The sequence below is a fragment of the Streptomyces sp. NPDC036815 genome, from assembly GCF_055609205.1.
The window spans coordinates 324947-347476 of the sequence record NZ_JBVJPW010000005.1 but is presented as its reverse complement, the minus strand read 5'-3'; the positions used below and the strand labels follow the sequence as shown (position 1 = coordinate 347476).

The window sequence follows — 22530 nt, the reverse complement described above, 5'->3', positions numbered from 1 at the left end:
TGTGCGTGGGTCAGAGAATGACGTGCGGGATGAAGCGTGCGTACTCGTCCGTGATCAGGCCGGACGACTCGCGGATGCCGAGTCCCGCCGCCTCGTCCTCCACGACCCACGCGCCGAGCACGACCCGGTTGCCGTCGAAGTCCGGGAGCGGGGCCAACTCCTGGTAGCAACAGCCCTCTTCCCGGACCACGGGAGCCGAGCCCGGCTCGTGCACCGTCACTCCGGCGCCCTCGCGGCCGAGCAGCGGCTTGGCGACGTATCCACAGCCGGAAGCGAGCTCGCGCGGGCCGTCCAGGTAGGCGGGGAGCAGGTTCGGGTGGCCCGGGTACAGCTCCCACAACACGGCGAGCAGCGCCTTGTTGGAGAGGAGCATCTTCCACGCGGGCTCGATCCACAGCGTGGACCCCGTGCCGCCGCCGTTGTCCAACGTCTCCAGGACGTGTGGGGCGAAGCGGTCCGTCGTCAGCCACTCCCACGGGTAGAGCTTGAAACAGCTGCGGATGAACCGGAGTCTCTTGTCGACGAAGCGGCGCGAGAGGCGGTCCCAGCCGATGTCCTCCATGGAGATGGACTCCGCGGCGAGGCCCGCCTGTTCCGCCGTCTCGCGCAGGTACGCGACCGTCATCAGGTCCTCGCCGAGCTCGTCGGCGGCGGAGTGCGCGAAGTACAGCGGGCTGCCGGGCGGCAGCAGTGTGGCCTGCTTCTTCCAGGCGTCGACGAGGCGCTCGTGGAGGGAGTTCCACTGGTCGGCGCCGGGGAAGCGTTCCTCCATCCAGAACCACTGGGGGCTCGCGGCCTCGACGAGTGAGGTGGGGGTGTCGGCGTTGTACTCCAGCATCTTGGCCGGGCCGCCCGCACCGTCGTAACGGAGGTCGAAACGGCCGTAGAGGGAGGGGAGTTCGACGCGGCGGAGCCAGGCCTCCGTGACGGCTTCGGCCACCCGTGGATCGGTGATGCCGAGGTCGGCGAGACGGTCGTGCTCGACTATGTGCGCCGCCGCCGCGAGGCACATCGCGTGCAGTTCCTCGACGACCTCCTCCAGTGCCTCGACCTCGGGGAGCGAGAAGACGTAGTAGGCGCTCTCGTCCCAGTAGGGGCGCAGGGTGTCGTCGGGGTAGCGCGTGAGGGGGTAGATGAGCCCCTGGTCCTCGACGGTCTGCTGCCAGCCGGGGCGGGGGTCTATGGTGCGGCGTTCCATGGCGTACGTGTCCTGTGCCGTGCGCTCAGCCGCCGCCGCTGCCGTTGCCCGAGCAGCCGAAGCCGTCCCGGTCGACGGCCTCGCTGCGGCTGAACGTGCCGTTGTCGGCGTAGCGGCCGTCCACGTCGGCGTCGTAGTACCAGGCGGGCTCGGTACGGCCCGTCGTCTTGCCGGTGCCGGTGCCGGAGGGGCTCTTGCGGGACTTCCCCGAGGAACCCGACGCACCTGTCTTGCACTTGCTGTCGCTGACGACGCGGTAGCCGTTGACGTAGTCGTAGCTGTCCCGGTCCACGCAGCGGCGGTCCGGGTCCGAGCCGCAGGAGGCGAGCGCCGCCGCGAGGACGCCCATTCCGCCGAGCGCGACCGTGCTCGACCTCAGTCGGCGTCGTTGCTTCTCCGCCATGTGGCACTCCCCCGTTGTCGTACGTGGTCCCGTTGTCGTACGTGACCGGACCTCAGCGTAGGTAAGGGTCGGCAGCCCGGGCCAGCGTCCCCTTGGATCTTCACCGACTCGCCTTCCTCTACAGTCGCTCCGTGTCTCTTGGGATGATGTGCGCACTCGGCTCAGCGGTCTGCTTCGGCACGGCCTCGGTACTCCAGGCGATCGCCGCGCGCGCGACCGCGCCCGGCACCGGCTCCGGCGTCGACCCGGCGCTGCTGCTGCGCGCCCTGCGCCAGTGGCGCTACCTCGCGGGGCTCGGCCTCGACGGGCTCGGGTTCCTGCTGCAGATCGTGGCATTGCGCTCCATCCCGATCTACGCGGTGGGGGCGGCGCTCGCCGCGAGCCTCGCCGTCACGGCGGTGGTCGCGGCCCGGCTGTTGCGGGTGCGCCTCAGCGGCGTCGAGTGGGGCGCGGTGGGTGTCGTCTGCGCGGGGCTCGCGATGCTGGGCCTGGCCTCCGGGGACGAGGGCGAGGGCACCGGTACGACGACCCTGCGGTACGTGATGCTCGCGGTCGCCGTCGGTGTCCTGCTCGTCGGCGTGGTCGCCGGGCGCCTGCCCGGGCGGGGGCGGGCCCTCGCGCTCGGGTTGGGGGCGGGGTGCGGGTTCGGGGTGGTCGAGGTGACCGTACGCCTCATCGATGACGCGTCGCCGGGTGCGCTGCTCGCCAACCCGGCGACGTACGCCCTGCTCGTGGGCGGTGGCGCGGCCTTCCTGCTGCTCACGTCGGCGCTCCAGCGGGGGTCGGTGACGACGGCCACGGCGGGGCTCGTGATCGGTGAGACGATCGGGCCCGCGCTGGTGGGTGTGGTGTGGCTGGGGGACCGTACGCGCGGTGGTCTTGAGTGGCTGGCGGTTCTTGGGTTCGCGGTGGCGGTGGTGGGGGCGTTGGCTCTTGCGCGGTTTGGCGAGGCGCCGGCCTTGGCGGGGGACGGGGCTCGGTAGCCTTCCCTGTGCCTGGGGGGCGTTCAGGTGCGGGGTGTCTTCGCCGCCGTCTCGGGGCTCTGCCCCGGGCCCCGCTCCTCAATCGCCGGAGGGGCTGCAATTCACGGCCCACCCTCGCTGAACCGCCACGGGGCTCCGCCCCGGACCCTGCTCCTCAAACGCCGGAGGGGCTGAAATTCGCGGCCTGCCTGCGCCGGAGGGCGTTGAACTTCACGGCCTGCCTTCGGTAGCCGCCACGGGGCTCCGCCCCGGACCCCGCTCCTCAAACGCCGGAGGGGCTGAGTTATCACCCCGCAGGAGCTGGTTCCTTACCCCACCACCCGGCACAACGCCTCCAACGCCCCCGCCCACGCGTGCTCCGCCGGAGTCCCGTAGCCCACCACCAGCGCGTCCCGCACGCCTACCGCCGCGTCGGGGTGGCGGAAGCCGGTGAGGCCCTGGACTGCGAGGTGTTCCCAGTTGGCCGCCTGGACGATGGACTGTTCGGTGCCCGGGGGGAGTTCCAGGACCGCGTGCAGGCCCGCCGCGATGCCCGTGGCGCGGACCTCGGGGGCCCTGGCCGCCAGCGCCGCGACCAGCTGGTCGCGGCGGCGGCGGTAGCGGAGGCGGGCGGCGCGTACGTGGCGGTCGTACGCGCCGGACTCGATGAACTCCGCCAGGGTCAGCTCGTCGAGGGCGTTGCCGTACGCTCCCGCGGCGTGCCGTTCGCCGAGGACCTCGTCCTGGAGGCCGGACGGCAGCACCATCCAGCCCAGGCGCAGGCCGGGGGCGAGGGCCTTGCTCGCGGTGCCGAGGTAGACGACGCGCTCGGGGTCCAGGCCCTGGAGCGCGCCGACGGGCTGGCGGTCGTAGCGGAACTCGCCGTCGTAGTCGTCCTCCAGGATCACCCCGCCCTCGCGCCGCGCCCAGTCGACGGCGGTCGCGCGCCGGTCCGGGTGGAGCGGCACGCCCATGGGGAACTGGTGCGCCGGGGTGAGCAGCACCGCCTTCGGCGAGTCGGGGCCGAGCCCCGCGACGTCCGTGCCGAGTGCGTCGAAGCCGAGCGGCGTGGTGCGCAGGCCCGCGCGGTGGAGCAGGTTCCAGTGGATGTTCAGGCCGTACGACTCCACGGCCACCTCCGGCAGTCCGCGCGCCCGCAGCACACGGCCCAGGAGCGCGAGGGCGTGCAGGAACCCGGCGGTGACGACGATGCGGCCGGGGTCCGCGTGCACGCCCCGGGCCCGCGCGAGGTAGCCCGCGAGGACCGTGCGCAGCTCGATGCGGCCGCGCGGGTCCGGGTGGCCGAGGGCGTCGTTCGGGGCCGCGGCCATCGCGCGGCGGGTCGCTTTCAGCCATTCCGCGCGCGGGAACGACGTCAGGTCGGGGGCGCCGGGCCCGAGGTCGTACGTCGGAGCGCCGTCCCGTCTGCGGGGCGTCGCGGGCCGTACGGGTGGCGTGACGACGCGTTCGGCGACGCGCGTGCCCGAGCCCTGGCGTGCGGTGAGCCAGCCCTCGGCGACCAGGTCGGCGTACGCGTCGGCGACCGTGTTCCTTGCGATGCCGAGGTCGACGGCGAGGGAGCGGGAGGACGGCAGGCGGGTGCCCGGGGTGAGGCGACCGCTTCGTACCGCCGCGCGCAGGGCGTCCGTGAGGCCCTTGCGGACGCCGTGGCGGGACGCGTCGCCGCCGGTCTCCAGGTGCAGGTCGACGCCCAGAGAGGTACGCGTGGACGATCCTTGAGTGGCCCACGTTTCTTCCATGGAAATGGACCATACCCGTGGGCTACCGGATCCGTACTGTCGAAGCATGACGACGATCCAGCCCCCCACCGACAGCACCGCCACCACCCCCGAGGGGTACGTCCACGAGCACACCCCCCGCCTCGCCTGGGCCCAGCACGCGCCCGAGGTCTTCAAGGCCATGATCAAACTCGACGCGGCCGCCCGTAAGGGGCTCGACCCGGTGATCGGCGAGCTCGTCAAGATCCGCGCCTCGCAGCTCAACCAGTGCGCGTACTGCCTCGACATGCACACCAAGGACGCCCTCGCCGCGGGCGAGAGCGTCGAGCGGATCATCCAGCTCAGCGCCTGGGAGGAGTCGCAGCACTTCTACACGGCCAAGGAGGTCGCTGCACTCGAACTGACCGAGGCCATCACGGTGCTGACCGACGGGTTCGTGCCGGACGACGTGTACGCCAAGGCGGCCGCCCACTTCGACGAGGCGGAGCTGACCCAGCTCATCGCCGCGATCACCGTCATCAACGCCTGGAACCGCTTCGGTGTCAGCACCCGTCAGGTGCCGGGGCACTACAAGGCGGCGGGCGCCAAGTGAGCGTGCGCACCACGCACTTGGACCAGGGCGTCGCCGCCGCGATGAGCGCGCTGAGTGCCGCCGCCAAGAAGGGGCTCGGCGACCCCGCACTCGCCGAGCTGGTGATGATGCGGGCCTCGCAGATCAACGCGTGCGCCTTCTGCCTCGACATGCATGTGGACGTCGCCCTGAAGGACGGCGAGAGCCCCAAGCGCATCGCCCTCCTCAACGCCTGGCAAGAGGCGGGCGAGCTCTTCGACGCACGAGAACGCGCCGCTCTGGCGCTGACCGAGGCGGTCACCGTTCTCACCGAGGGCTTCGTGCCCGACGATGTGCACGAGAAGGCGGCGGAGCACTTCGACGAGGGGCAACTCGCCCATCTCCTCGGCGTGATCACCGTCATCAACAGCTGGAACCGGCTGATGGTCAGCCGCCGTATCGCACCCGGAGGACCGGCATGGTGAACCCCGTCGAGACCCTGCGCGCCCTGCACCACGGGAGGGCGCCGGGCGAACCGCTGGTCCTGCCCGGCCCGTGGGACGCCGCCAGCGCCCGGGTGTTCGAGGAGGCCGGGTACGAGGCGCTGGCCACGCCCAGCGCCGGTGTCGCGCTGTCCCTCGGGTACGAGGACGGGCAGGTGCCGCCCGAGGAGATGTTCGAGGCGATCGCGCGGATCGTGCGGTCGGTCTCCGTGCCGGTGACCGCGGACATCGAGGCGGGCTACGGCATCGCCCCGAAGGAGCTGGTCGAGCGGCTCCTCCAGACCGGGGCGGTCGGCTGCAACCTGGAGGACTCCGTGGGCGGCCACGGCCCGGACGGTGCCCTCAAGGACCCCGCCGAACAGGCCGCCTTCCTCGCGGAGGTGCGCGAGGCGGCGGGCGACCGGCTCTTCGTCAACGCCCGGGTGGACACGTTCGTCAGGGGCGTCACTGATCCGGCGGCGGCTGTCGAGCGGGCCCGCCTGTACGTGGCCGCGGGCGCCGACTGCGTGTACCCGATCCTGGCGCCGCCGGAGGCGATTCCCGTGCTGCGGGCGGGGATCGAGGGGCCGCTCAACGTGGTGGCGCGGCCGGACGGGCCCTCGCTGCGGGAGCTCGGGGAGCTCGGTGCCACGCGGATCACGTTCGGTCCTGGGCTGCTGCACCGGTCCATGGCGGCCCTGCGGGACATCGCCGATCAGCTGAGGTAGGCGCGGAAGTGCCGGGTGCCCGTCCGTACGGGCACCCGGCACCGGGTCGGCACAGCCGCCTACTTGGGCAGCCACCCCTTCCACTTCGACTTGTTGTCGTCGATCCACTTCTTCGCCGCGTCGTCCGGCGACATCTTCTTGTCGGCGATCATCAGGGAGACCTCGTTCTGGTCCTCCTCCGACCACGAGAAGTTCTTCAGGAACTTCGCGGCGTCGCCGCCGTTCTTCGCGAAGTCCGCGTTGAAGTACTTCTGCAGCGGCGTGTGCGGGTAGGCGCACTTGATCTTCGCCGGGTCGGCGTCGCAGCCCTCCTTGTACTCGGGCAGCTTCACCTCCGTCATCGGCACCTTCTCGAACAGCCACTGCGGCTTGTACCAGTAGGTGAGGAACGGCTTCTTCTGCTTGGCGAACTGCTCGATCTGGGTGATCTGCGCCGCCTCGGACCCCGCGAAGACGACCTGGTAGTCCAGGTCCAGGTTCTGCACCAGGGCCTTGTCGTTCGTCACGTACGACGGGGAGCCGTCCATGAGCTGGCCCTTGCTGCCGCTCTCGGACGTCTTGAACTGGTCCGCGTACTTGTTGAGGTTCTTCCAGTCGGTGACGTCCGGGTGCTTCTTGGCGAAGTACGTCGGGACGTACCAGCCGATGTGACCGGTCACGCCGACGTCGCCGCCGGGCACGATGGTCTTCTTGTCCTTGACGTACCGCTGCTCCTGGTCCGGGTGGCCCCAGTCCTCCATGATCGCGTCGACGCGGCCCTGGCTGAGGGCGTCCCAGGCGGGCACCTCGTCGATCTGGACCTTGTCGACGCGGTAACCCAGCTCGTTCTTGAGCAGGTACTCGGCGACGGCGACGTCCGCCTGCGCGCCGACCCAGGACTGGACCGAGAGGGTCACGGTCTTGGCGCCCTCGGCGTTCGCGTACGGAGACGCCTGCTTGCTCATGTCGGCGGCGCCGCAGCCGGAGAGCGCGAGCAGCGCACCGGCGGCCGTGACGGCGCTCATGACACGCGTACGAACGCGCATGTCACGCTCCCTTCTTGACGCGCCGAGCCGTGGGCTGCGTGACGCGGTCGAGCATCAGGCCGAGGCAGACGATCGCGGTACCGGCCACCAGGCCGGTCGCCAGGTCGCCCTGCGCGATGCCGAACACGACGTCGTAGCCGAGCGCGCCACCGCCGACCAGACCGCCGATGACGACGACGGCGAGGACCAGGACGACGCCCTGGTTGAGGGCGAGCATCAGGGCCGGACGGGCCAGCGGCAGCTGGACCTTGCGCAGCTGCTGCCAGCTGGAGGCGCCGAGCGAGCGCGAGGACTCCATCGCGGCGGCGTCGACCTGGCTCAGGCCCTGCGTGGTGATGCGGACGACGGCGGGCAGCGCGTAGACGACGGCGGCGGCGACCGCGGGGGCGCGGCCGATGCCGAAGAGGGCCACGACCGGGATCAGGTACACGAACTGCGGCATCGTCTGGAAGACGTCGAGCACCGGCCTGAGCAGCCGCTCGAACCGGGTGCTGCGGGCGGCCGCGATGCCGATCGCGAAGCCGATGACCAGCGTCACGGCGACACCGGCGAGCACCTGCGCGAGCGTGTCGAGGGACTTGTCCCAGACGCCGAGGACGCCGATGGCGGCCATCGCGGCGACGGCGGTGAGCGCCGTCTGCCAGGTGCCGATCAGCCAGGCGAGAGCGGCGACGACGAGCAGCACCGACCACCAGGGCAGGCCCTGCAGGCCGTCCCTGGCCGGGTTGAGGATCCAGGTGGTGAAGTGCGCCGCCCAGTCGGCGGTGCCGCCGACGACGGGCACGCCGGTGTAGATGTGGTCGACCATCCACTCCTTGGCGGTGTTGACCGTCGGGGCGATGTTCACGACCCAGTCGGTCGGCCAGTCCACGCGGTCCGCGAAGCGGGCGGCGACGGCGGCGACGACCGTCACGGCGGCGGCCACGGACCAGCCGCGCCAGCCGCGCAGCGGCGAGTCGTCCCCGGCGTGCGCGCCGACGCGTTCGCCGGCCGCGCCGGTGACGCGGTCCAGGACCACGGCGAGCAGCACGATCGGGATGCCGCCGGCGAGCGCCTGGCCGACGTCGACGGTGGATAGGGCCTGGTAGACGCGGTCGCCGAGACCGCCGGCGCCGATCACGGAGGCGATGACGGCCATCGAGAGCGCCATCATGATCGTCTGGTTGAGGCCGAGCAGGAGCTGCTTGCTGGCCAGCGGAAGGCGTGCGGAGAACAGGCGCTGGCGCCCGGTCGCGCCGAGCGAGGTCACCGCCTCCATCACGCCGGCGTCGGCCTGGCGCAGGCCGAGCGCGGTGAGCCGGGCCATGGGCGGAGCCGCGTACACGACGGTCGCGATGATGGCGGCCGGGACGCCCATGCCGAAGACGAGGGCGAACGGCAGCAGGTACGCGTACGCGGGCAGCACCTGCATGGTGTCGAGGACCGGCCGCAGGATCCGGAAGATCCGGTCGTTCAGGCCGCCCGCGAGGCCGAGCAGCAGGCCGATCACGACCGAGGCGAGGACCGCCACGATCATCAGGGCCAGCGTCTGCATGGTCGGCACCCACATGCCGAGCAGTCCGCACACGGCGAACGCGCCGGACGCCATGAGCGCGAGCTTGACGCCCGCCGCGCGCCAGGCGATGAGCCCGGCCCCGACGGTCACGCCGGCCCATCCGGCGGCGAGCAGCACGAGGTAGACGCCGCGCACGGAGAGCACGATGGCGTTGCTGACGTGCCCGAGGAAGTAGATGAACAGCGGGTGGCTGTCGCGGTTGTCGATGATCCAGTCGGTCGTCCTGCCGAGCGGCTCGGTCAGGTCGACCGTGAGGGCGTCCGGCCAGGCGCCGGAGGCCCACTTGGCGTTGACGATCGGCACGAGGACGGCCGCGGCGACGGCGAGCAGCAGGAGCTTGCCGACGGCACGGTGGCGCAGGAGCGCTCCGATGCCCGTGTCCCGTACGGGTCCCGAAGCGGTGGCGGTGGCCATCAGGCGACCACCTCGCCCTTGTCGGGGGCGGTGTCCGTCGCGGGGGCCGAGGTCCCCGCGACCACGGCGAGCAGCCCGGCGTGGTCCACCACGCCCAGGCAGCGCTTGCCGTCCATCACGCGCACCGGGGAGCCGGTGCGGGCGACGGCCTCGATGGCCTCGGTGACCTTGGCGTCGGGCGGCAGGGCCGCGCCGCGGGTCTCCTCGTCGCCGTCGGCCGGGCGCATGGCGCTGCGTACGGTCATGACGTCGGCGCGCACCACGTCGCGGACGAAGTCGCGGACGTAGTCGTCGGCCGGGGAGCCGACGATCTCCTCGGGCGTACCGAGCTGGACAACGCGGCCGTCGCGCATCAGCGCGATGCGGTCGCCGAGCTTGAGGGCCTCGCTGAGGTCGTGGGTGATGAAGACCATCGTGCGGCCCTCCTCGCGGTGCAGGCGGACGACTTCTTCCTGCATGTCGCGGCGGATCAGCGGGTCGAGGGCGCTGAACGGCTCGTCGAAGAGGAGGACCTCGGGGTCGACGGTGAGGGCGCGGGCCAGGCCCACGCGCTGCTGCTGGCCGCCGGAGAGCTGGCCGGGCTTGCGCTGTTCGAGCCCTTCGAGGCCGACCTTCTTGACGACTTCGAGGGCCCTGGCGCGGCGCTCGGCCTTGCCGACGCCCTGGATCTCCAGGCCGTACGCGACGTTGTCGAGGACCGAGCGGTGCGGCAGCAGGCCGAAGTGCTGGAAGACCATGGCGGCGCGGTGGCGGCGCAGTTCGCGCAGGCGGGCCTTGTCCATGGCGAGGACGTCCTCGCCGTCGATGGCGAGGGAGCCGGAGGTGGGCTCGATGAGCCGGGTCAGGCAGCGTACGAGGGTGGACTTGCCGGAGCCCGACAGGCCCATGACGACGAAGACCTCACCCTTGTTGACCTCGAAGGAGACGTCGCGCACGGCGGCGGTGCAGCCGGTCTGCTCGCGCAGTTCGGCGGGGCTGAGGCCGTGCACCTCCTCGTTGCCGGGTATGCGCTCGGCGCCGGGTCCGAAGACCTTCCAGAGGTTCTTGACGGCGAAGACGGGGCCGCCCCCGCCGGTCGTCTTGCCGGTGTCCGTGGACTGCGTCACGGTGGCCTCGCTCATCGGCCGTCACCGCCAAGGATCTCGGCACATTTCTCCCCGACCATGAGTACTCCGATCATCGGGTTCACGGCGGGCATCGTCGGGAAGACGGATGCGTCCGCGATACGGATTCCTGCCAGGCCCCGGATCTTCAACTCCGGGTCGACCACAGCGAGTTCATCAGTAGAGGCACCCATTCGGCAGGTGCCTGCCGGGTGGTAGACGGTGTGCGCGGCCTTGCGCACGAGCTCGCTGATCTCGGCGTCCTCGGTGACCTCGGGGCCGGGGAACACCTCGCGCTTGAGCCACTTCTTGAACGGCTCGGCCTGCGCGACCTTGCGGGCGAGCTTGATGCCGTCGACGAGCGTCCGCCCGTCGTAGTCGCCCTCGTCCTCGAAGTACTTGAAGTCGAGCGCCGGCTTGACCTCCGGGTCCGCCGAGGTGAGGTAAAGGCGGCCGCGGGAGCGGGACTTGGGGATGTTCGGGGTCATCGAGACGCCGTGCTCGGGGCGTTCGTAGCCGAGCCGCTCCGGGTTGTCCGTGAACGGGATCTGGTAGAAGTGGAACATCAGATCAGGGCCCTTGTGGTCCGGGTCCCGCTTCACGAACAGACCGGCGTCGGAGTCCATCGCGGAGTTGCCGGGGATGGGCCCGTTGGTCTCCCAGACGATGACCGACTCGGGGTGGTCGATGAGGTTCTCGCCGACGCCCGGCAGGTCGTGCACGACCGGGATGCCGAGGGCTTCGAGGTCCTTCTTCGGGCCGATGCCGGAGTGCATGAGCAGCCGCGGCGTGTCGACGGCGCCGGCGCAGACGAGGACCTCGCGGCGGGCGGTGAACAGCTTCTCGACGCCGTCCTTGGTGCGGATGTGCACGCCGCGGGCGGTCTTGCCGTCGAGCTCCAGCTTGGTGGCCCACGTCTCCAGGAAGAGGTGGAGGTTCGGGCGGTCACCGGCCTCCATGTGGGGGTGCAGGTAGGCGACCGAGGCGGAGGAGCGCTTGTTGTTCTCCGGGTGGTACGAGAGGTCGAAGAAGCCGACGCCCTCGTCGAAGGGCTTGTCGTTGAAGCCGACGACCTCGGGGACGCCGAGCGCGGTCTTCGTCGCCTCGACCCAGTCGCTGGCGATCTGGTTCTGGTCCTTCTTGGCGACGCGCACGATGTTGTTGCGCAGCTTGCCGAAGTAGGGGTCCATCGCCTTGGCGTTCCAGCCCGCGGCCCCGGCCTCCTCCCACTCGTCCCAGTCGGACGGCAGCGGCTTGAAGGAGATCAGGGTGTTGTGCGACGAGCAGCCGCCGAGGACCTTGGCGCGGCTGTGCAGGATGTGCGAGTTGCCGCGCGGCTGCTCGGTGGTCGTGTACTCGTAGTCCAGCTCACCGCCGAGCAGGCCGAGCCACTTGCGCAGCGTGAGGACGTCCTCCCGGTCGATGTCGCTGGGGCCGCCCTCGATGACGGCGACGGTGACGTCCGGGTTCTCGGTGAGGCGGGACGCGATCACCGATCCCGCGGTGCCGCCACCGACGATGACGTAGTCGAACTCGGTCTGGTCAGACATGCGTGGTGCTCCTCTTCCTGCGAGGTCGTGCCAAGGTGCTTGCGCGTAATGAGCGGGGGGCGCTTGAACGTGTTGCGCGCGGGGCGGACCTCCCGCCCCGCGCGTACCTCTGTACGGCCGGTGTCAGCCGGCGAACCAGCGCACCGGCCGCGGTGCCAGGTTCTGGTAGACGTGCTTGGACTCGCGGTACTCGGCGAGGCCCGCGGGACCGAGCTCGCGCCCGACGCCGCTCTTGCCGAAGCCGCCCCACTCCGCCTGCGGAAGATAGGGGTGGAAGTCGTTGATCCAGATGGTGCCGTGGCGCATCCGGCGGGCCATGCGGGCGGCGCGGCCCTGGTCGCTGGTCCACACGGCGCCCGCGAGGCCGTACTCGGTGTCGTTGGCGAGTGCGACGGCCTCGTCCTCGGTGCGGAAGGTCTCCACGGAGAGCACGGGACCGAAGACCTCCTCCCGTACGACCTTCATCCCGCGGTGGCACTGGTCGAGCACGGTCGGCTCGTAGAAGTAGCCCTCGGCGGGCCGCACGTCGCTCGGCTCGGGGCGCTTGCCTCCGGAGCGGAGCACCGCGCCCTCCTCCAGGGCGGAGGCCACGTACATCTCGGTCTTCTCGCGCTGCTGCTGCGAGACGAGGGGGCCGCACTCGACGCCGTCCTCGGTGCCGCGGCCGAGCTTGATCTGCTGGGCCCGGCGGGCGAGTTCGGCCACGAAGCGCTCGCGGACGGACTCCTCGATGATGAGCCGGCCACCGGCGGAGCAGACCTGCCCGCTGTGGATGAAGGCGGCGTTCAGCGCCTGGTCGACGGCGGTGTCGAAGCCCTCTTCCGTGGCGCACGCGTCGGCGAAGACCACGTTGGGGTTCTTGCCACCGAGCTCCAGGGCGACCTTCTTGACGCCGACGGCGGCGGCCTGGGCGACCTTGGTGCCGGAGACGAGGCCGCCGGTGAAGGAGACCAGGTCGACGTCGGGGTGGTCGGCGAGGCGGGCGCCGACGGTGTGGCCGGGGCCGGTCACGATGTTCGCGACACCGGCCGGGAGCCCCGCCTCGACGAGCAGCTCGACGAGCGCGACGGTCGTCAGCGGCGTGATCTCGCTGGGCTTGATGACGAAGGTGTTGCCCGCGGCGAGCGCGGGCGCGACCTTCCAGCTGGCCTGGAGCAGCGGGTAGTTCCAGGGCGTGATCATCGAGCAGACGCCGACGGGCTCGTGCACGACGACGCTGTGGATGTCCTCGGAGCCCGCGTCGACGACGCGGCCCGCGCCCTCCCCGATCACCAGGTCGGCGAAGTAACGGAAGGCGTCGGCGACGCAGTCCACGTCGACGCGGCCCTCTTCGAGGGTCTTGCCCGCGTCGCGGCTCTCCAGCAGACCGATCTCTTCGCGGTCGCGTACGAGGAGGTCGGCGACCCGGCGGAGCAGCGCGGCGCGCTCGGCGACGGGCGTGCTCGGCCAGGGGCCCTCGTCGAAGGCCTTGCGGGCGGCGGCGATGGCGGCGTCCGCATCGTCCGCTCCGCCCTCGGCGATCACGGCGAACGGCTTGGCATCCGCCGGGTCGAGGATCTCGCGGGTGGCGCCGGAGGTGGCGGCACGCCACTCTCCGCCCACATGGATGGTCTGTTGTGCGGACACGTCCCGTTTGCCTTCCGTTCCTGTCATATGCCCCGCCTGTCACTCGCGGTAGCCGGGTGCACCTGCCCTCCGGCGGAGAAAGCATGCGCAACCTATGGCCGAAAGTGCGCTGTGTCACTGCGCGTGGGGGCGCTCGGGGCAAACGTACGCTCGACACAGGGTTTGTCCCTGTAGGCGAGGTAAAGAACGGAATGTCGCAGGGGAGATGTCAGTCGTCGGCAGGGGTCCAGTCGTCGGCGGGCTCGTCGGCCACGGTCAGCCCCGCCGTCCACAGCGGCATCAGCCAGTGCACGACGAAGACGGCGAACAGGACGGGAAAGAGGAAGCCTTCGACGTCGAGGCCCTTCAGGGCGGCGGCGCCCGCCGCGACGGTGAGCGCGAGAAGCAGCCACAGCATCAGCCGCTGCGCCGTGGCCGCGACACGGCTCCGCTCCGCGCGCTGCCGCTCGTCCAGCGCGCGCACCCGCAGATCGAGGAGGCCCCGGGTCGAGCTGTTGATGACGCCGGTCACGAAGCACCACGGCAACAACAGGCCCAGCATGGTGAACGTCGCCCAGCGTTCGTCACCGACGACGGAGAGCAGCCAGACCGTGACGGCCGCCGCGGTCAGCGCGATGTGGACGGCGACCATGGCGCGCCTGCGGGCGGCGGTGGCGTGGAGGGGGGCGGCCTCCCGGCGGTTCATCAACGCGTACATACGCCGGTCGTAGCCGGTCATGGGGCGCTGCTCGTCGGTCCTCATCACTGATTCCTCCCGTAGACCTGATCCGTGAGCGGGCGAAACGGCTCGAGGGAGAACAGGGCCTCGACCGGCAGCTCGAAGAACTTCGCGATCTTCAGTGCGAGGTCGAGGCTCGGGTTGTACTGCCCCCGCTCGATGTAGCCGATGGTCTGGTAGTGGACGCCCACCGCCTCGGCCAGGCTCTGTCGCGACACCTTCCGCTCGGCGCGCACCATCGCCAATCTGTTGTGCACTTGCTCGCTCATGTATAAGAAGTACTACATCAGAGAGCGGTTGGACAACATCGGAAACGGCGACCGCCCCCGGCGGCCGCTGCGAGGAGCGGCCGCCGGGGGCGGTCGGCGAGGGGTACTGCTACGGCTCAGATGAGGCCGAGACCGCGGACGGCCTCGCGCTCCTCGGCGAGCTCCTGCACGGACGCGTCGATGCGCGTGCGCGAGAACTCGTTGATCTCCAGGCCCTGGACGATCTCGTACTTGCCGTCCTTGGTGGTGACGGGGAAGGAGGAGATGAGGCCCTCCGGAACGCCGTACGAACCGTCCGAGGGGATGCCCATGGAGGTCCAGTCGCCCGCGGCGGTGCCGTTGACCCAGGTGTGGACGTGGTCGATGGCGGCGTTGGCGGCGGAGGCGGCCGACGAGGCGCCACGGGCCTCGATGATCGCGGCACCGCGCTTGGCGACGGTCGGGATGAACTCGTCGGCGAGCCAGGACTGGTCGGCCACGACGTCCGCGGCGTTCTTGCCGGCGATCTCCGCGTGGAAGATGTCCGGGTACTGGGTGGCCGAGTGGTTGCCCCAGATGGTCAGACGCTTGATGTCGGAGACCGACGAACCCGTCTTCTTCGCCAGCTGCGACAGCGCGCGGTTGTGGTCCAGGCGCGTCATGGCGGTGAAGCGCTCGGCCGGTACGTCCGGGGCGGCGGCCTGCGCGATGAGCGCGTTGGTGTTGGCCGGGTTGCCCACGACGAGGACCTTGATGTCGTCCGCGGCGTTGTCGTTGATGGCCTTGCCCTGCGGCTTGAAGATGCCGCCGTTGGCCTCCAGGAGGTCGCCGCGCTCCATGCCCTTGGTGCGGGGGCGGGCGCCGACGAGGAGGGCGACGTTGGCGCCGTCGAAGGCGACGTTCGGGTCGTCGCTGATCTCGATCGAGTTCAGCAGCGGGAAGGCGCAGTCGTCGAGCTCCATGGCGGTGCCCTCGGCGGCCTTGAGGGCCGGCGTGATCTCAAGAAGGCGCAGGTTGACCGGCACGTCCGCGCCGAGCAGGTGGCCCGAGGCGATGCGGAAGAGCAGCGCGTAGCCGATCTGGCCGGCCGCGCCGGTGACGGTGACATTCACGGGAGTGCGGGTCATGGCGATCTCCGTAAGACAGCTGGCGGTGGGGTCCCTGGTCTCGTACGTGGATCCCCTTGTTCCTGGATCTCCGCCGACGCCTCGTCGAGTCCTCGATCGCCTCTCGATGATCGATCTCTTGGCATCAAGAGAGATCCGCCGTCAGGCTATCGCGCCCCGCCCACCCCTGGCCGCCGGGTCGGTGTGGCCCGGCCCACAGCTTTCGCGGCGCCCGAAAAAAAGGGGGGCGGCCGCCACGAGGGGGGGAGCGTGGCGGCCGCCGTGGGGGTGTGACCACTCCCGTGGGGGTACGGTCCGCCTGCCCTCGGTCGGCGAGGCCATGCACGCGTCTCCCGACTTTTTTGAACAACCACCAACAGCGCCCCCGACGAGGGCGGCTACGCCGTGCACTCCGGGCCGTGCCCCGCACCCCGAGCTACGCCGTGCACCCCGTCTGCCCGGACTTCAGCGTCGCGCAAGCCTTCGCCGCGGTACCCGAGTTGGCCGCCACCATCGGTGTGTACGCGTCGAAGTCCTCGTTCACCGTGCTGTTCTGCTCGGCCCCGGCACCGCCGCCCGACCCCGTGATCGTGAGCTCGTCCCCCGGCGTCGCCTGGGTGATCCGCGCCCACGCGGCCCCGCACGTCTTGCTGTACCGCACCTCGACCAGCGTCCTGCCTATCGTGGCCCGCGAGCTGGTCGTCGCCAACTCGCCGCCGCAGCCCATGTTCTCGGGGTCCTTGCCCGCGCAGTCCTTGCCGGTGCACTCGACTCCGGCGGGCAGCTTCGTGTCGCTCCTGCTCGGCTCCACGGACGGCTTCGCGTCGTCCTTGCCCTTGTCGTCGTCGCCGAAGCCGGTCAGGAAGACCGCGGCGGCGATGACGACGAGGGCGCCGACGACACCGGCGAGGAACATCGTCAGCTTCCTGCGGCGGCGCTGCCCGTCGGGCGAACTCCCCGGCGCGGGCGCACCCGGACCGCCCTCCCCGAAAGCGGGCGAGGAGACATCACCGGAGGCGCCTGCCGGTCCGTACGAGCCGTACGGGGCCTGCGGATGCTGCGACCCGGCCGGTCCATACGTCGTCCCGGCCGCCCCGTACACCCCACCCGGACCGGCGTCCTCGGCCCGCCGCGGCGGCACCGTGGGAGACACCCCGGCGGGCCCGGCCACGCCCATCGTCCCGGCGCTCAGTCCGGCGGCCCCTTCGGAGCCGTTGCGCGCGGCGCCGCCACCGCGGGCGGGCTCGGGCGCCTTGGCGGGACGGCCGGAGGGCGGGGCCGAAGAAGAGGAGGAAGGGGAGGAGGGGGGCGCGTTCGTGCCGGATGCCGGGCGGTCGGCCCCCAACTCCCCGAGCGCCGCCCGCGCCTGCGAGATCCGGATCGCCTGCATCGTCATGTCGTGCCGCATCTCGGAGCGGCTCCACGCGCGCTCCGCGAGCTCCCACATGGTGATGAGGTGGACGGGCGGCGTGCCCGTCACCTCGGCCAGCGCGACGATCGCACCCTTCGGCGCGAGGAGCCGCCCGTTCAGATAGCGCTCCCACGACGTCTTGCTGTAGCCGGTGCGGTCCGCTACCGCCGCGATGCTCAGCCCACTGCGGTCGACGAGCCTGCGCAGCTGGCCGGCGAACTCCCTGACCTGCGGGTCGAGCTCATCCGGTAGCGCCTTCCAACGAGGCATTACTCCCCCTGTTCCCCCCGTACGTGCCTGTTCTCGCCCCCGCGCCGCCCCGGCGCCACCCCGTTCTGGACTACCCAGGGGGATGCGCCGGGACAGGGTGTCAGTTCCCTGAACAGGGGCGCACGGGAGCATTCGGGCCACGGCGTGCACAGCCGCGCTCCCCACGGTCGTCGGCCCAGTGTCCCACCGCCGCCCCGCAGCGCCATGCGGAACCCCGAGTGCCGTCCCATTTGCGCGGCTGTCGACCTCTGGACCAGGCCCGTTGCACACCGCGCACACCGTTGCGGAATGGTCACCTCCGTGCCACAGGGACCGGGCATCCCTTGAACGTCGTTGGCGCGTCCATGACTCTGGATCACGAGCGGAACGCAGCGCTTATATCGGGAGATTCTCCGAGGAAGCGCCCGTTCCGAACGGCGGTGCCCGTCTTCTCACGGGGGTGAGGACGGGCACCGCCTTCTTTACAGAGCGCGGGACGTCCCCGAAAGGGCGACTTCGGCCATGTCTTGCGGCCCCGCGGCCGAGGCGCTCGGCAGAGTCGGTCCGGCAAGCAACGGTACGTATCCGGACAACGGCACGCACCACGCCCCACGCTCCCCCGAAGGGAACCGGCATGAAGTACGGCAAGCGTCTCGCCGGCGGCATCGTCGCCGCATCCGCCCTCCTCGGCACCGGCCTCGCGACCGCCCCCGCGGTCTCGGCGGCCCCGGCACCGGCGGCCTCCGCGGCGCAGGTCCGCGGCACGGCCCCCTCCTGCGTCAAGCGGGACGTCATCAAGCACAAGAAGTACGTGAAGGTGACCAACCGCTGCGGCCGGGCCATGCACCTGAAGGTCGTCATCGACTGGGGCAACGACTCGCCGTGCCTCACGTACCAGAACAACGAGCAGTGGGAGTGGAACTGGGGCCGCGGCTCCTACGGCAAGGTCGTCACCTGCTGAGCCACTCCTGACGCCCGGCCCGGCACCGGCCCGGCCCGCCCGGCCCCGGCGCCGTCAGCCCCGCGATCCCCCCGCCGCCCCCGGCGTGACGAGGCCCGTCTCGTACGCCACCACCACCGCCTGCGCCCTGCTGTCCAGGCCGAGTTTGCTCATCGTGCGGTTGAGGTGGGTCTTGACGGTGGCCTCGCTGATGTAGAGGCGTTCCGCGATGTCCGCGTTGGTCAGTCCACCCGCGATCAGCTTCAGGACCTCGACCTCGCGCACGGTCAACGCCCGCAGGTCGGCCGGGGGTTCGCACGCCTCGTCGGCGGGGGCCGCCGCGCCCTGCCGGGCGAACGCCTCGACGAGGCGCCGCGTCACACTGGGCGCGAAGAGCGCGTCACCGCTGCCGACCGCCGCCACCGCGGCGAGCAGCCGCTCGGGCCCGGAGTCCTTGAGCAGGAAGCCGGAGGCCCCCGCGCGCAGCGCCCCGTACACGTACTCGTCGAGATCGAACGTCGTCAGCACCAGGACGCGCGGCGCCGGTTCGGCGGCCTGGCGGAGGATCCGCGCGGTGGCGGTGATGCCGTTCGTGCCCGGCATCCGGATGTCCATCAGGACGACGTCGGGGCGGGTCCGCGCGGCGAGCTCCACGGCCTCGTCGCCGTCGCCCGCCTCGCCCACGACCTCGACGCCCGGCGCGGCGCGCAGCAGCCCCACCAACCCCGCCCGGATGAGGAACTGGTCGTCGACGACGAGCACTCTGATGCATGCGGTCATGCGGCTACCCGGTCATTCCGTCGCGTCGTCCCCCCGCGCAGCGGCCCGTGCCGAGGTCGGCAGGGTGAGACGCACGGCGAATCCCCCCTCGCTCAGCGGGCCGATGCTGATCGCCCCGCCGTAGAGCTTGGCCCGCTCCCGCATCCCAATCAAGCCGTGCCCGCTGCCCGTCCGCACTCTGTCCTGAATCACCCCCTCCCCGTCATTGATGACCGAGACCTCGATGTGCCGCCACCGGTAGGCGAGTTCGACGGTCGCCGCCGCGCCGCGGGCGTGCTTGAGCACGTTGGTCAGCGCCTCCTGCACCACGCGGTACGCGCAGAGTTCCACGCCGGGCGCCAGCGGGCGCGGCGTCCCCGTGACGCGCAGGTCGACGGGGACGCCCCCGCCGCGCACCCGCTCGACCATCTCGTCGAGGCGGGCGAGGCCCGGCATCGGCGCCGCCGGAGTGCCGTCGTCGTGCTCGGCGTCCTCGGCGCGCAGCACCCGCAGCATGCGCCGCAGCTCTTCGAGCGCCTCGCCGCTGGTCCCCGAGATGGTGCCGAGCGCCGCGCGGGCCGTCGCCGGGTCGGAGCCGAAGACGAACGTCGCGAGGCCCGCCTGCACGGAGATCACCGACATGTGGTGGGCGACCACGTCGTGGAGTTCGCGCGCGATCCGGCCGCGCTCCTCGGCGACCTCGCGCCGGGCCCGCTCGTCCTGCTCCCGCTTCAGCTCCCTGGCCAGCTCCGCCGAGCGGCGCGCGACGTACCCGAAGCGCCAGAGGACCAAGGAGAAGCCGACGGCCTGCCCGACGACGGACGGCATCGAGGAGCCCTCGGTGATCGCACCCGCGTAGATCCACAGGGCGGCCATCAGGGCGGTGCAGGCGAGCGAGGTGCGCGGGGGACGCAGGGCGGCGACCGTGTAGACGCAGAGCATCGGGCCGAAGGTGCCGACGACGGGCCAGTACCCGGCGGTGACGTACACGAACCACGCCAGATCGACGACGAGCAGCACGGCGAGCGGCGCCTTGCTCCGGGCCGCGACCGGGAGGCTGACCAGGGCCACCAACAGGTAGCCCACGGCGTCGAGTTCGATCCAGCCCTGCTTGACGGACTCCTGACCGAGCAGCACGGCCACCGTGGTCAGGACGCCCGCGATGGTCACATCCACGGCGAGGGGGCGGATCCGCATCGCCGCAGCGTAACCCCCACCTGGGCGGCGGTACGTCAACCAGCCGCAGTACAGCGGAAGTTGCAGGAACCGCCCGCGTACCGCGCGGGGAGCAGCCGGAGTTACACCCAGGGCGTGACGACGGGCCCGCCGCGGCGCCCGTACCTTCGGGTACCAGCACCACGGAACCGGCCGCATGGGGGGACGCCCGGTCCGCATGGCGGTGGCCCGTCCCCTCGGGGGAGGACGGGCCACCGTCGAGCTCGTGCCGCGTGCGTCAGATCGTGTAGTGCAGCGTGTCGTCCAGGAACGGGATCTCGAGGACCGGTTTGGGCTGCGCCATCAGCGCGAGGAGCACGATGGCGACGCCGAGCACGCCGTACGTGACCATGTCCGTGAAGCGCGAGCGGACCGCGAGCATGCCCACGTCGGGCAGCGCCCAGCGCAGCACCGCCCCGCCGATGAGCGCGACGCCGATCACGATCGTGCCGACCCGGAACACGTCGAACGCGGTGAGCAGCAGCCCGAGCCCGACCGTCGAGGTGACGCTCAGCAGCGGCCACTGCCGGGCCGGTGCGGGGGCGTCGCCGGCCGCGGCACGGCCGCCGCCCTCGGGCCGCGCGGTGTCCCGTGTGAACAGCGGGAAGCGGCGTGACACCTTCCGCGGCCGCCCGTCGGGGCCCGGCGCGCTGACCGCGCCCTTGGCCCGCGGGACGTCCTCGGCCGCGGGGGCGTCCCCGGCGCCGGTGGCGCCGTCGGCCCCGGGAGCGTCCTGGGTGCCGCCCGTGTCAGGTACTGCGCTCATGGCCTCGCCTCTTTCCCGTTCAGCGCGCGGCGCGTTCCGCGGCCTCGACGACGTTCACCAGGAGCTGGGCGCGGGTCATCGGGCCGACGCCGCCCGGGTTCGGGGAGATCCAGCCCGCGACCTCGGCGACGCCCGGGTGGACGTCTCCGACGATCTTGCCGTTCTCGTCGCGCGAGACGCCGACGTCCAGGACGGCGACGCCCGGCTTCACGTCCTCGGGCTTGATCAGGTGCGGCACGCCCGCCGCAGCGACGATGATGTCCGCCCGCTTGAGGTGGGCGGCGAGGTCACGGGTGCCGGTGTGGCACTGGGTGACCGTGGCGTTCTCGGACTTGCGGGTGAGGAGGAGCGGCATGGGCCGCCCGATGGTCACGCCGCGGCCGACGACGACGACCTCGGCGCCCTTGATCTCCACGTCGTGCTCGCGGAGCAGCCGGATGATGCCGTACGGGGTGCAGGGCAGCGGCGCGGGCTCGTTCAGGACGAGGCGGCCGAGGTTCATCGGGTGCAGTCCGTCGGCGTCCTTGTCCGGGTCCATGAGTTCCAGGACGCGGTTCTCGTCGATGCCCTTGGGGAGCGGGAGCTGGACGATGTAGCCGGTGCAGGCGGGGTCGTCGTTGAGCTCGCGGACGACTGCCTCGATCTCCTCCTGGGAGGCGGTGGCGGGCAGTTCGCGCTGGATGGAAGCAATCCCCACTTGCGCGCAGTCGCGGTGCTTCCCCGCGACGTACTTCTGGCTGCCCGGGTCGTCGCCGACCAGGACGGTACCGAGTCCGGGCGTGACGCCCTTCTCCTTCAGGGCCGCCACGCGGGCGGTCAGTTCGGACTTGATCGCGGCTGCGGTGGCCTTGCCATCGAGAATCTGGGCGGTCATGGCTCCATCTTCCCGGATGAGACCCGCCCGGTACCAATCAGGGCGCTCCCCCGCAGCAACTGCCGCCCCACTGCTGATCAGCGAGGTTGCACTTGCACAACGCATACGGAATGCGGCTGGACAAATAAGCCACGGCTAAAGAACGATGTGCGGCACAGTGCCGCGGGCAGTGTCGGGGGGACGGACCGCATCTGTAGATCATTCCTCCGTGATGTGCCGCGTCGTCCCCGCACCATCCGACGGAGGAAGACCGCCATGAGTTACGGCGACCCGAACAACCCATACGGGCAGCCGCCCCAGCAGCCCCCGGCCGCTCCCGGGTACGGCTATCCCCAGCAGGGCCCGCCCGGCATGCCGCCCCAGCAGCCCTACGGCTACCCGCAGCAGCCCGCGTATCCCGGGTACCCGGGCGGCAACATGATGCAGCAGTCGATGCCGGGTCTCCTGGTCACCGCGCGCGTCTTCCTGTTCCTCATATCCGCGGTGCAGATCCTCCTCGCGATCATCTACCTCTACGTGGCGGCCGTCGCCAACGACGTCTCCGACAGCGCCGACGACTTCGGCCTCGGCAGCGTGGGCGACGGCGGCGACGCCGTGGCCGGGATCGCCGTGATCGCCGCCCTGGTCGCGGCCGCGCTGGCGACGCTCTCCATCACGCTCGGGGTGAAGTTCGGACGCGGCGGGCAGGGCGTCCGGATCACCACCGTGGTCTACGGCGCGCTCGGCGGTGTCGTGGGCCTGATCGCCCTGTTCGTCGGCCTCGACTCCGGCCTCGCCACCGCGATCATCTTCCCGCTGATCTGGGTCGTCTTCGCCGTGATCATCACCGTGGCGCCCGTCGTCCCCAGCGGCACCGCCTGGTTCAACCGCCCCCGCTACTGAGCGGTTCGAGCCCGCGAAAAGGCCGGT

Annotated in this window: 22 protein-coding genes; 6 read left to right on the top strand and 16 right to left on the bottom strand. The window is 71.4% G+C overall.

Annotation, left to right across the window (positions count from 1 at the left end; translation table 11 throughout):
• Positions 1-10: 10 nt before the first annotated feature.
• Together ACZ69I_RS14690 and ACZ69I_RS14685 are read right to left on the bottom strand one after the other, a co-directional pair.
• Complete coding sequence (locus ACZ69I_RS14690; protein WP_470832396.1) at positions 11-1198, bottom strand: glutathionylspermidine synthase family protein; 1188 nt, start codon at positions 1196-1198, stop codon at positions 11-13.
• Between the two features lie 25 nt (positions 1199-1223).
• Complete coding sequence (locus ACZ69I_RS14685) at positions 1224-1601, bottom strand: hypothetical protein (RefSeq protein WP_470832394.1); 378 nt, start codon at positions 1599-1601, stop codon at positions 1224-1226.
• A 143-nt stretch (positions 1602-1744) separates the two neighbouring features.
• Between ACZ69I_RS14685 and ACZ69I_RS14680 the strand changes: the two genes are divergently transcribed.
• A complete protein-coding gene (locus ACZ69I_RS14680; RefSeq protein WP_470832455.1) occupies positions 1745-2584 on the top strand; it encodes a DMT family protein in 840 nt (279 codons plus the stop codon).
• A gap of 308 nt (positions 2585-2892) precedes the next feature.
• Here ACZ69I_RS14680 and pdxR read toward each other — a convergent pair whose 3' ends face one another.
• A complete protein-coding gene (gene pdxR, locus ACZ69I_RS14675) occupies positions 2893-4323 on the bottom strand; it encodes a MocR-like pyridoxine biosynthesis transcription factor PdxR (protein WP_470832392.1) in 1431 nt (476 codons plus the stop codon).
• Between the two features lie 46 nt (positions 4324-4369).
• On the opposite strand from pdxR, the gene ACZ69I_RS14670 reads away from it, so the two are divergent.
• Genes ACZ69I_RS14670 through ACZ69I_RS14660 form a run of 3 tightly spaced genes read left to right on the top strand, consistent with a single transcriptional unit; the run spans position 4370 to position 6062 of the window.
• Positions 4370-4894 (top strand): carboxymuconolactone decarboxylase family protein, encoded by a 525-nt coding sequence (locus ACZ69I_RS14670; RefSeq protein WP_467670261.1) that lies wholly within the window; start codon positions 4370-4372, stop codon positions 4892-4894.
• Positions 4891-5337 carry a carboxymuconolactone decarboxylase family protein gene (locus tag ACZ69I_RS14665; protein WP_470832390.1) on the top strand — a complete coding sequence of 149 codons (447 nt, stop codon included), beginning with the start codon at positions 4891-4893 and terminating at the stop codon, positions 5335-5337. Before ACZ69I_RS14670 ends, ACZ69I_RS14665 begins: the two co-directional genes overlap by 4 nt.
• Positions 5331-6062, top strand: a complete 732-nt coding sequence (locus tag ACZ69I_RS14660; RefSeq protein WP_470832388.1) for an isocitrate lyase/PEP mutase family protein — start codon at positions 5331-5333, stop codon at positions 6060-6062. Before ACZ69I_RS14665 ends, ACZ69I_RS14660 begins: the two co-directional genes overlap by 7 nt.
• Before the next feature lie 59 nt (positions 6063-6121).
• Here the strand turns inward: ACZ69I_RS14660 and ACZ69I_RS14655 are convergent, their stop codons facing one another.
• The 9 genes from ACZ69I_RS14655 to ACZ69I_RS14615 form a co-directional block, all read right to left on the bottom strand.
• Entirely contained in the window at positions 6122-7087 is a 966-nt protein-coding gene (locus ACZ69I_RS14655) for an ABC transporter substrate-binding protein (protein ID WP_467670268.1), read from the bottom strand.
• Position 7088: 1 nt separating this feature from the next.
• Positions 7089-9056 carry an ABC transporter permease gene (locus tag ACZ69I_RS14650; protein ID WP_470832386.1) on the bottom strand — a complete coding sequence of 656 codons (1968 nt, stop codon included), beginning with the start codon at positions 9054-9056 and terminating at the stop codon, positions 7089-7091.
• Entirely contained in the window at positions 9056-10177 is a 1122-nt protein-coding gene (locus ACZ69I_RS14645) for a quaternary amine ABC transporter ATP-binding protein (RefSeq protein ID WP_467670272.1), read from the bottom strand. The genes ACZ69I_RS14650 and ACZ69I_RS14645 overlap by 1 nt, the downstream gene beginning before the upstream one ends.
• Entirely contained in the window at positions 10174-11709 is a 1536-nt protein-coding gene (locus ACZ69I_RS14640; RefSeq protein ID WP_467670274.1) for a GMC family oxidoreductase, read from the bottom strand. Before ACZ69I_RS14640 ends, ACZ69I_RS14645 begins: the two co-directional genes overlap by 4 nt.
• Before the next feature lie 123 nt (positions 11710-11832).
• A complete protein-coding gene (locus ACZ69I_RS14635) occupies positions 11833-13362 on the bottom strand; it encodes an aldehyde dehydrogenase family protein (RefSeq protein ID WP_470832384.1) in 1530 nt (509 codons plus the stop codon).
• A gap of 181 nt (positions 13363-13543) precedes the next feature.
• Positions 13544-14077: a hypothetical protein gene (locus tag ACZ69I_RS14630; RefSeq protein WP_470832383.1), complete on the bottom strand. Its 534-nt coding sequence runs from the start codon at positions 14075-14077 to the stop codon at positions 13544-13546.
• The gene (locus tag ACZ69I_RS14625) at positions 14077-14322 is read right to left on the bottom strand and encodes a helix-turn-helix transcriptional regulator (protein ID WP_467670280.1); all 246 of its coding nucleotides are present in this window, start codon (positions 14320-14322) and stop codon (positions 14077-14079) included. The genes ACZ69I_RS14630 and ACZ69I_RS14625 overlap by 1 nt, the downstream gene beginning before the upstream one ends.
• A 116-nt stretch (positions 14323-14438) precedes the next feature.
• Positions 14439-15428 (bottom strand): malate dehydrogenase, encoded by a 990-nt coding sequence (locus ACZ69I_RS14620; RefSeq protein WP_467670282.1) that lies wholly within the window; start codon positions 15426-15428, stop codon positions 14439-14441.
• A gap of 415 nt (positions 15429-15843) precedes the next feature.
• Entirely contained in the window at positions 15844-17088 is a 1245-nt protein-coding gene (locus tag ACZ69I_RS14615) for an XRE family transcriptional regulator (RefSeq protein WP_470832381.1), read from the bottom strand.
• Positions 17089-17701: 613 nt separating this feature from the next.
• Here ACZ69I_RS14615 and ACZ69I_RS14610 point away from each other — a divergent pair.
• Positions 17702-18028, top strand: a complete 327-nt coding sequence (locus ACZ69I_RS14610; protein ID WP_467670286.1) for a hypothetical protein — start codon at positions 17702-17704, stop codon at positions 18026-18028.
• 54 nt (positions 18029-18082) lie between these two features.
• Here the strand turns inward: ACZ69I_RS14610 and ACZ69I_RS14605 are convergent, their stop codons facing one another.
• The 4 genes from ACZ69I_RS14605 to ACZ69I_RS14590 form a co-directional block, all read right to left on the bottom strand.
• The gene (locus ACZ69I_RS14605) at positions 18083-18787 is read right to left on the bottom strand and encodes a response regulator (RefSeq protein ID WP_467670288.1); all 705 of its coding nucleotides are present in this window, start codon (positions 18785-18787) and stop codon (positions 18083-18085) included.
• 12 nt (positions 18788-18799) lie between these two features.
• Positions 18800-19963 (bottom strand): sensor histidine kinase, encoded by a 1164-nt coding sequence (locus ACZ69I_RS14600; RefSeq protein WP_470832378.1) that lies wholly within the window; start codon positions 19961-19963, stop codon positions 18800-18802.
• A 256-nt stretch (positions 19964-20219) separates the two neighbouring features.
• On the bottom strand, positions 20220-20747 hold the full coding sequence (locus tag ACZ69I_RS14595) for a DUF3017 domain-containing protein (protein WP_470832377.1): 528 nt from the start codon (positions 20745-20747) through the stop codon (positions 20220-20222).
• A 19-nt stretch (positions 20748-20766) separates the two neighbouring features.
• Entirely contained in the window at positions 20767-21621 is an 855-nt protein-coding gene (locus ACZ69I_RS14590) for a bifunctional methylenetetrahydrofolate dehydrogenase/methenyltetrahydrofolate cyclohydrolase (RefSeq protein WP_389720179.1), read from the bottom strand.
• Between the two features lie 255 nt (positions 21622-21876).
• Between ACZ69I_RS14590 and ACZ69I_RS14585 the strand changes: the two genes are divergently transcribed.
• The gene (locus ACZ69I_RS14585; RefSeq protein WP_467670295.1) at positions 21877-22503 is read left to right on the top strand and encodes a hypothetical protein; all 627 of its coding nucleotides are present in this window, start codon (positions 21877-21879) and stop codon (positions 22501-22503) included.
• Positions 22504-22530: the final 27 nt, after the last annotated feature.

Coding starts and splice junctions, on each gene's coding strand:
- ACZ69I_RS14690 (WP_470832396.1), bottom strand. CDS start 1,198: ATGGAACGCCGCACCATAGACCCCCGCCCCGGCTGGCAGCAGACCGTC.
- ACZ69I_RS14625 (WP_467670280.1), bottom strand. CDS start 14,322: ATGAGCGAGCAAGTGCACAACAGATTGGCGATGGTGCGCGCCGAGCGG.
- ACZ69I_RS14670 (WP_467670261.1), top strand. CDS start 4,370: ATGACGACGATCCAGCCCCCCACCGACAGCACCGCCACCACCCCCGAG.
- ACZ69I_RS14620 (WP_467670282.1), bottom strand. CDS start 15,428: ATGACCCGCACTCCCGTGAATGTCACCGTCACCGGCGCGGCCGGCCAG.
- ACZ69I_RS14660 (WP_470832388.1), top strand. CDS start 5,331: ATGGTGAACCCCGTCGAGACCCTGCGCGCCCTGCACCACGGGAGGGCG.
- ACZ69I_RS14630 (WP_470832383.1), bottom strand. CDS start 14,077: ATGAGGACCGACGAGCAGCGCCCCATGACCGGCTACGACCGGCGTATG.
- ACZ69I_RS14590 (WP_389720179.1), bottom strand. CDS start 21,621: ATGACCGCCCAGATTCTCGATGGCAAGGCCACCGCAGCCGCGATCAAG.
- ACZ69I_RS14600 (WP_470832378.1), bottom strand. CDS start 19,963: ATGCGGATCCGCCCCCTCGCCGTGGATGTGACCATCGCGGGCGTCCTG.
- pdxR (WP_470832392.1), bottom strand. CDS start 4,323: ATGGAAGAAACGTGGGCCACTCAAGGATCGTCCACGCGTACCTCTCTG.
- ACZ69I_RS14595 (WP_470832377.1), bottom strand. CDS start 20,747: ATGAGCGCAGTACCTGACACGGGCGGCACCCAGGACGCTCCCGGGGCC.
- ACZ69I_RS14615 (WP_470832381.1), bottom strand. CDS start 17,088: ATGCCTCGTTGGAAGGCGCTACCGGATGAGCTCGACCCGCAGGTCAGG.
- ACZ69I_RS14585 (WP_467670295.1), top strand. CDS start 21,877: ATGAGTTACGGCGACCCGAACAACCCATACGGGCAGCCGCCCCAGCAG.
- ACZ69I_RS14685 (WP_470832394.1), bottom strand. CDS start 1,601: ATGGCGGAGAAGCAACGACGCCGACTGAGGTCGAGCACGGTCGCGCTC.
- ACZ69I_RS14635 (WP_470832384.1), bottom strand. CDS start 13,362: ATGACAGGAACGGAAGGCAAACGGGACGTGTCCGCACAACAGACCATC.
- ACZ69I_RS14655 (WP_467670268.1), bottom strand. CDS start 7,087: ATGCGCGTTCGTACGCGTGTCATGAGCGCCGTCACGGCCGCCGGTGCG.
- ACZ69I_RS14680 (WP_470832455.1), top strand. CDS start 1,745: ATGATGTGCGCACTCGGCTCAGCGGTCTGCTTCGGCACGGCCTCGGTA.
- ACZ69I_RS14645 (WP_467670272.1), bottom strand. CDS start 10,177: ATGAGCGAGGCCACCGTGACGCAGTCCACGGACACCGGCAAGACGACC.
- ACZ69I_RS14605 (WP_467670288.1), bottom strand. CDS start 18,787: ATGACCGCATGCATCAGAGTGCTCGTCGTCGACGACCAGTTCCTCATC.
- ACZ69I_RS14650 (WP_470832386.1), bottom strand. CDS start 9,056: ATGGCCACCGCCACCGCTTCGGGACCCGTACGGGACACGGGCATCGGA.
- ACZ69I_RS14610 (WP_467670286.1), top strand. CDS start 17,702: ATGAAGTACGGCAAGCGTCTCGCCGGCGGCATCGTCGCCGCATCCGCC.
- ACZ69I_RS14640 (WP_467670274.1), bottom strand. CDS start 11,709: ATGTCTGACCAGACCGAGTTCGACTACGTCATCGTCGGTGGCGGCACC.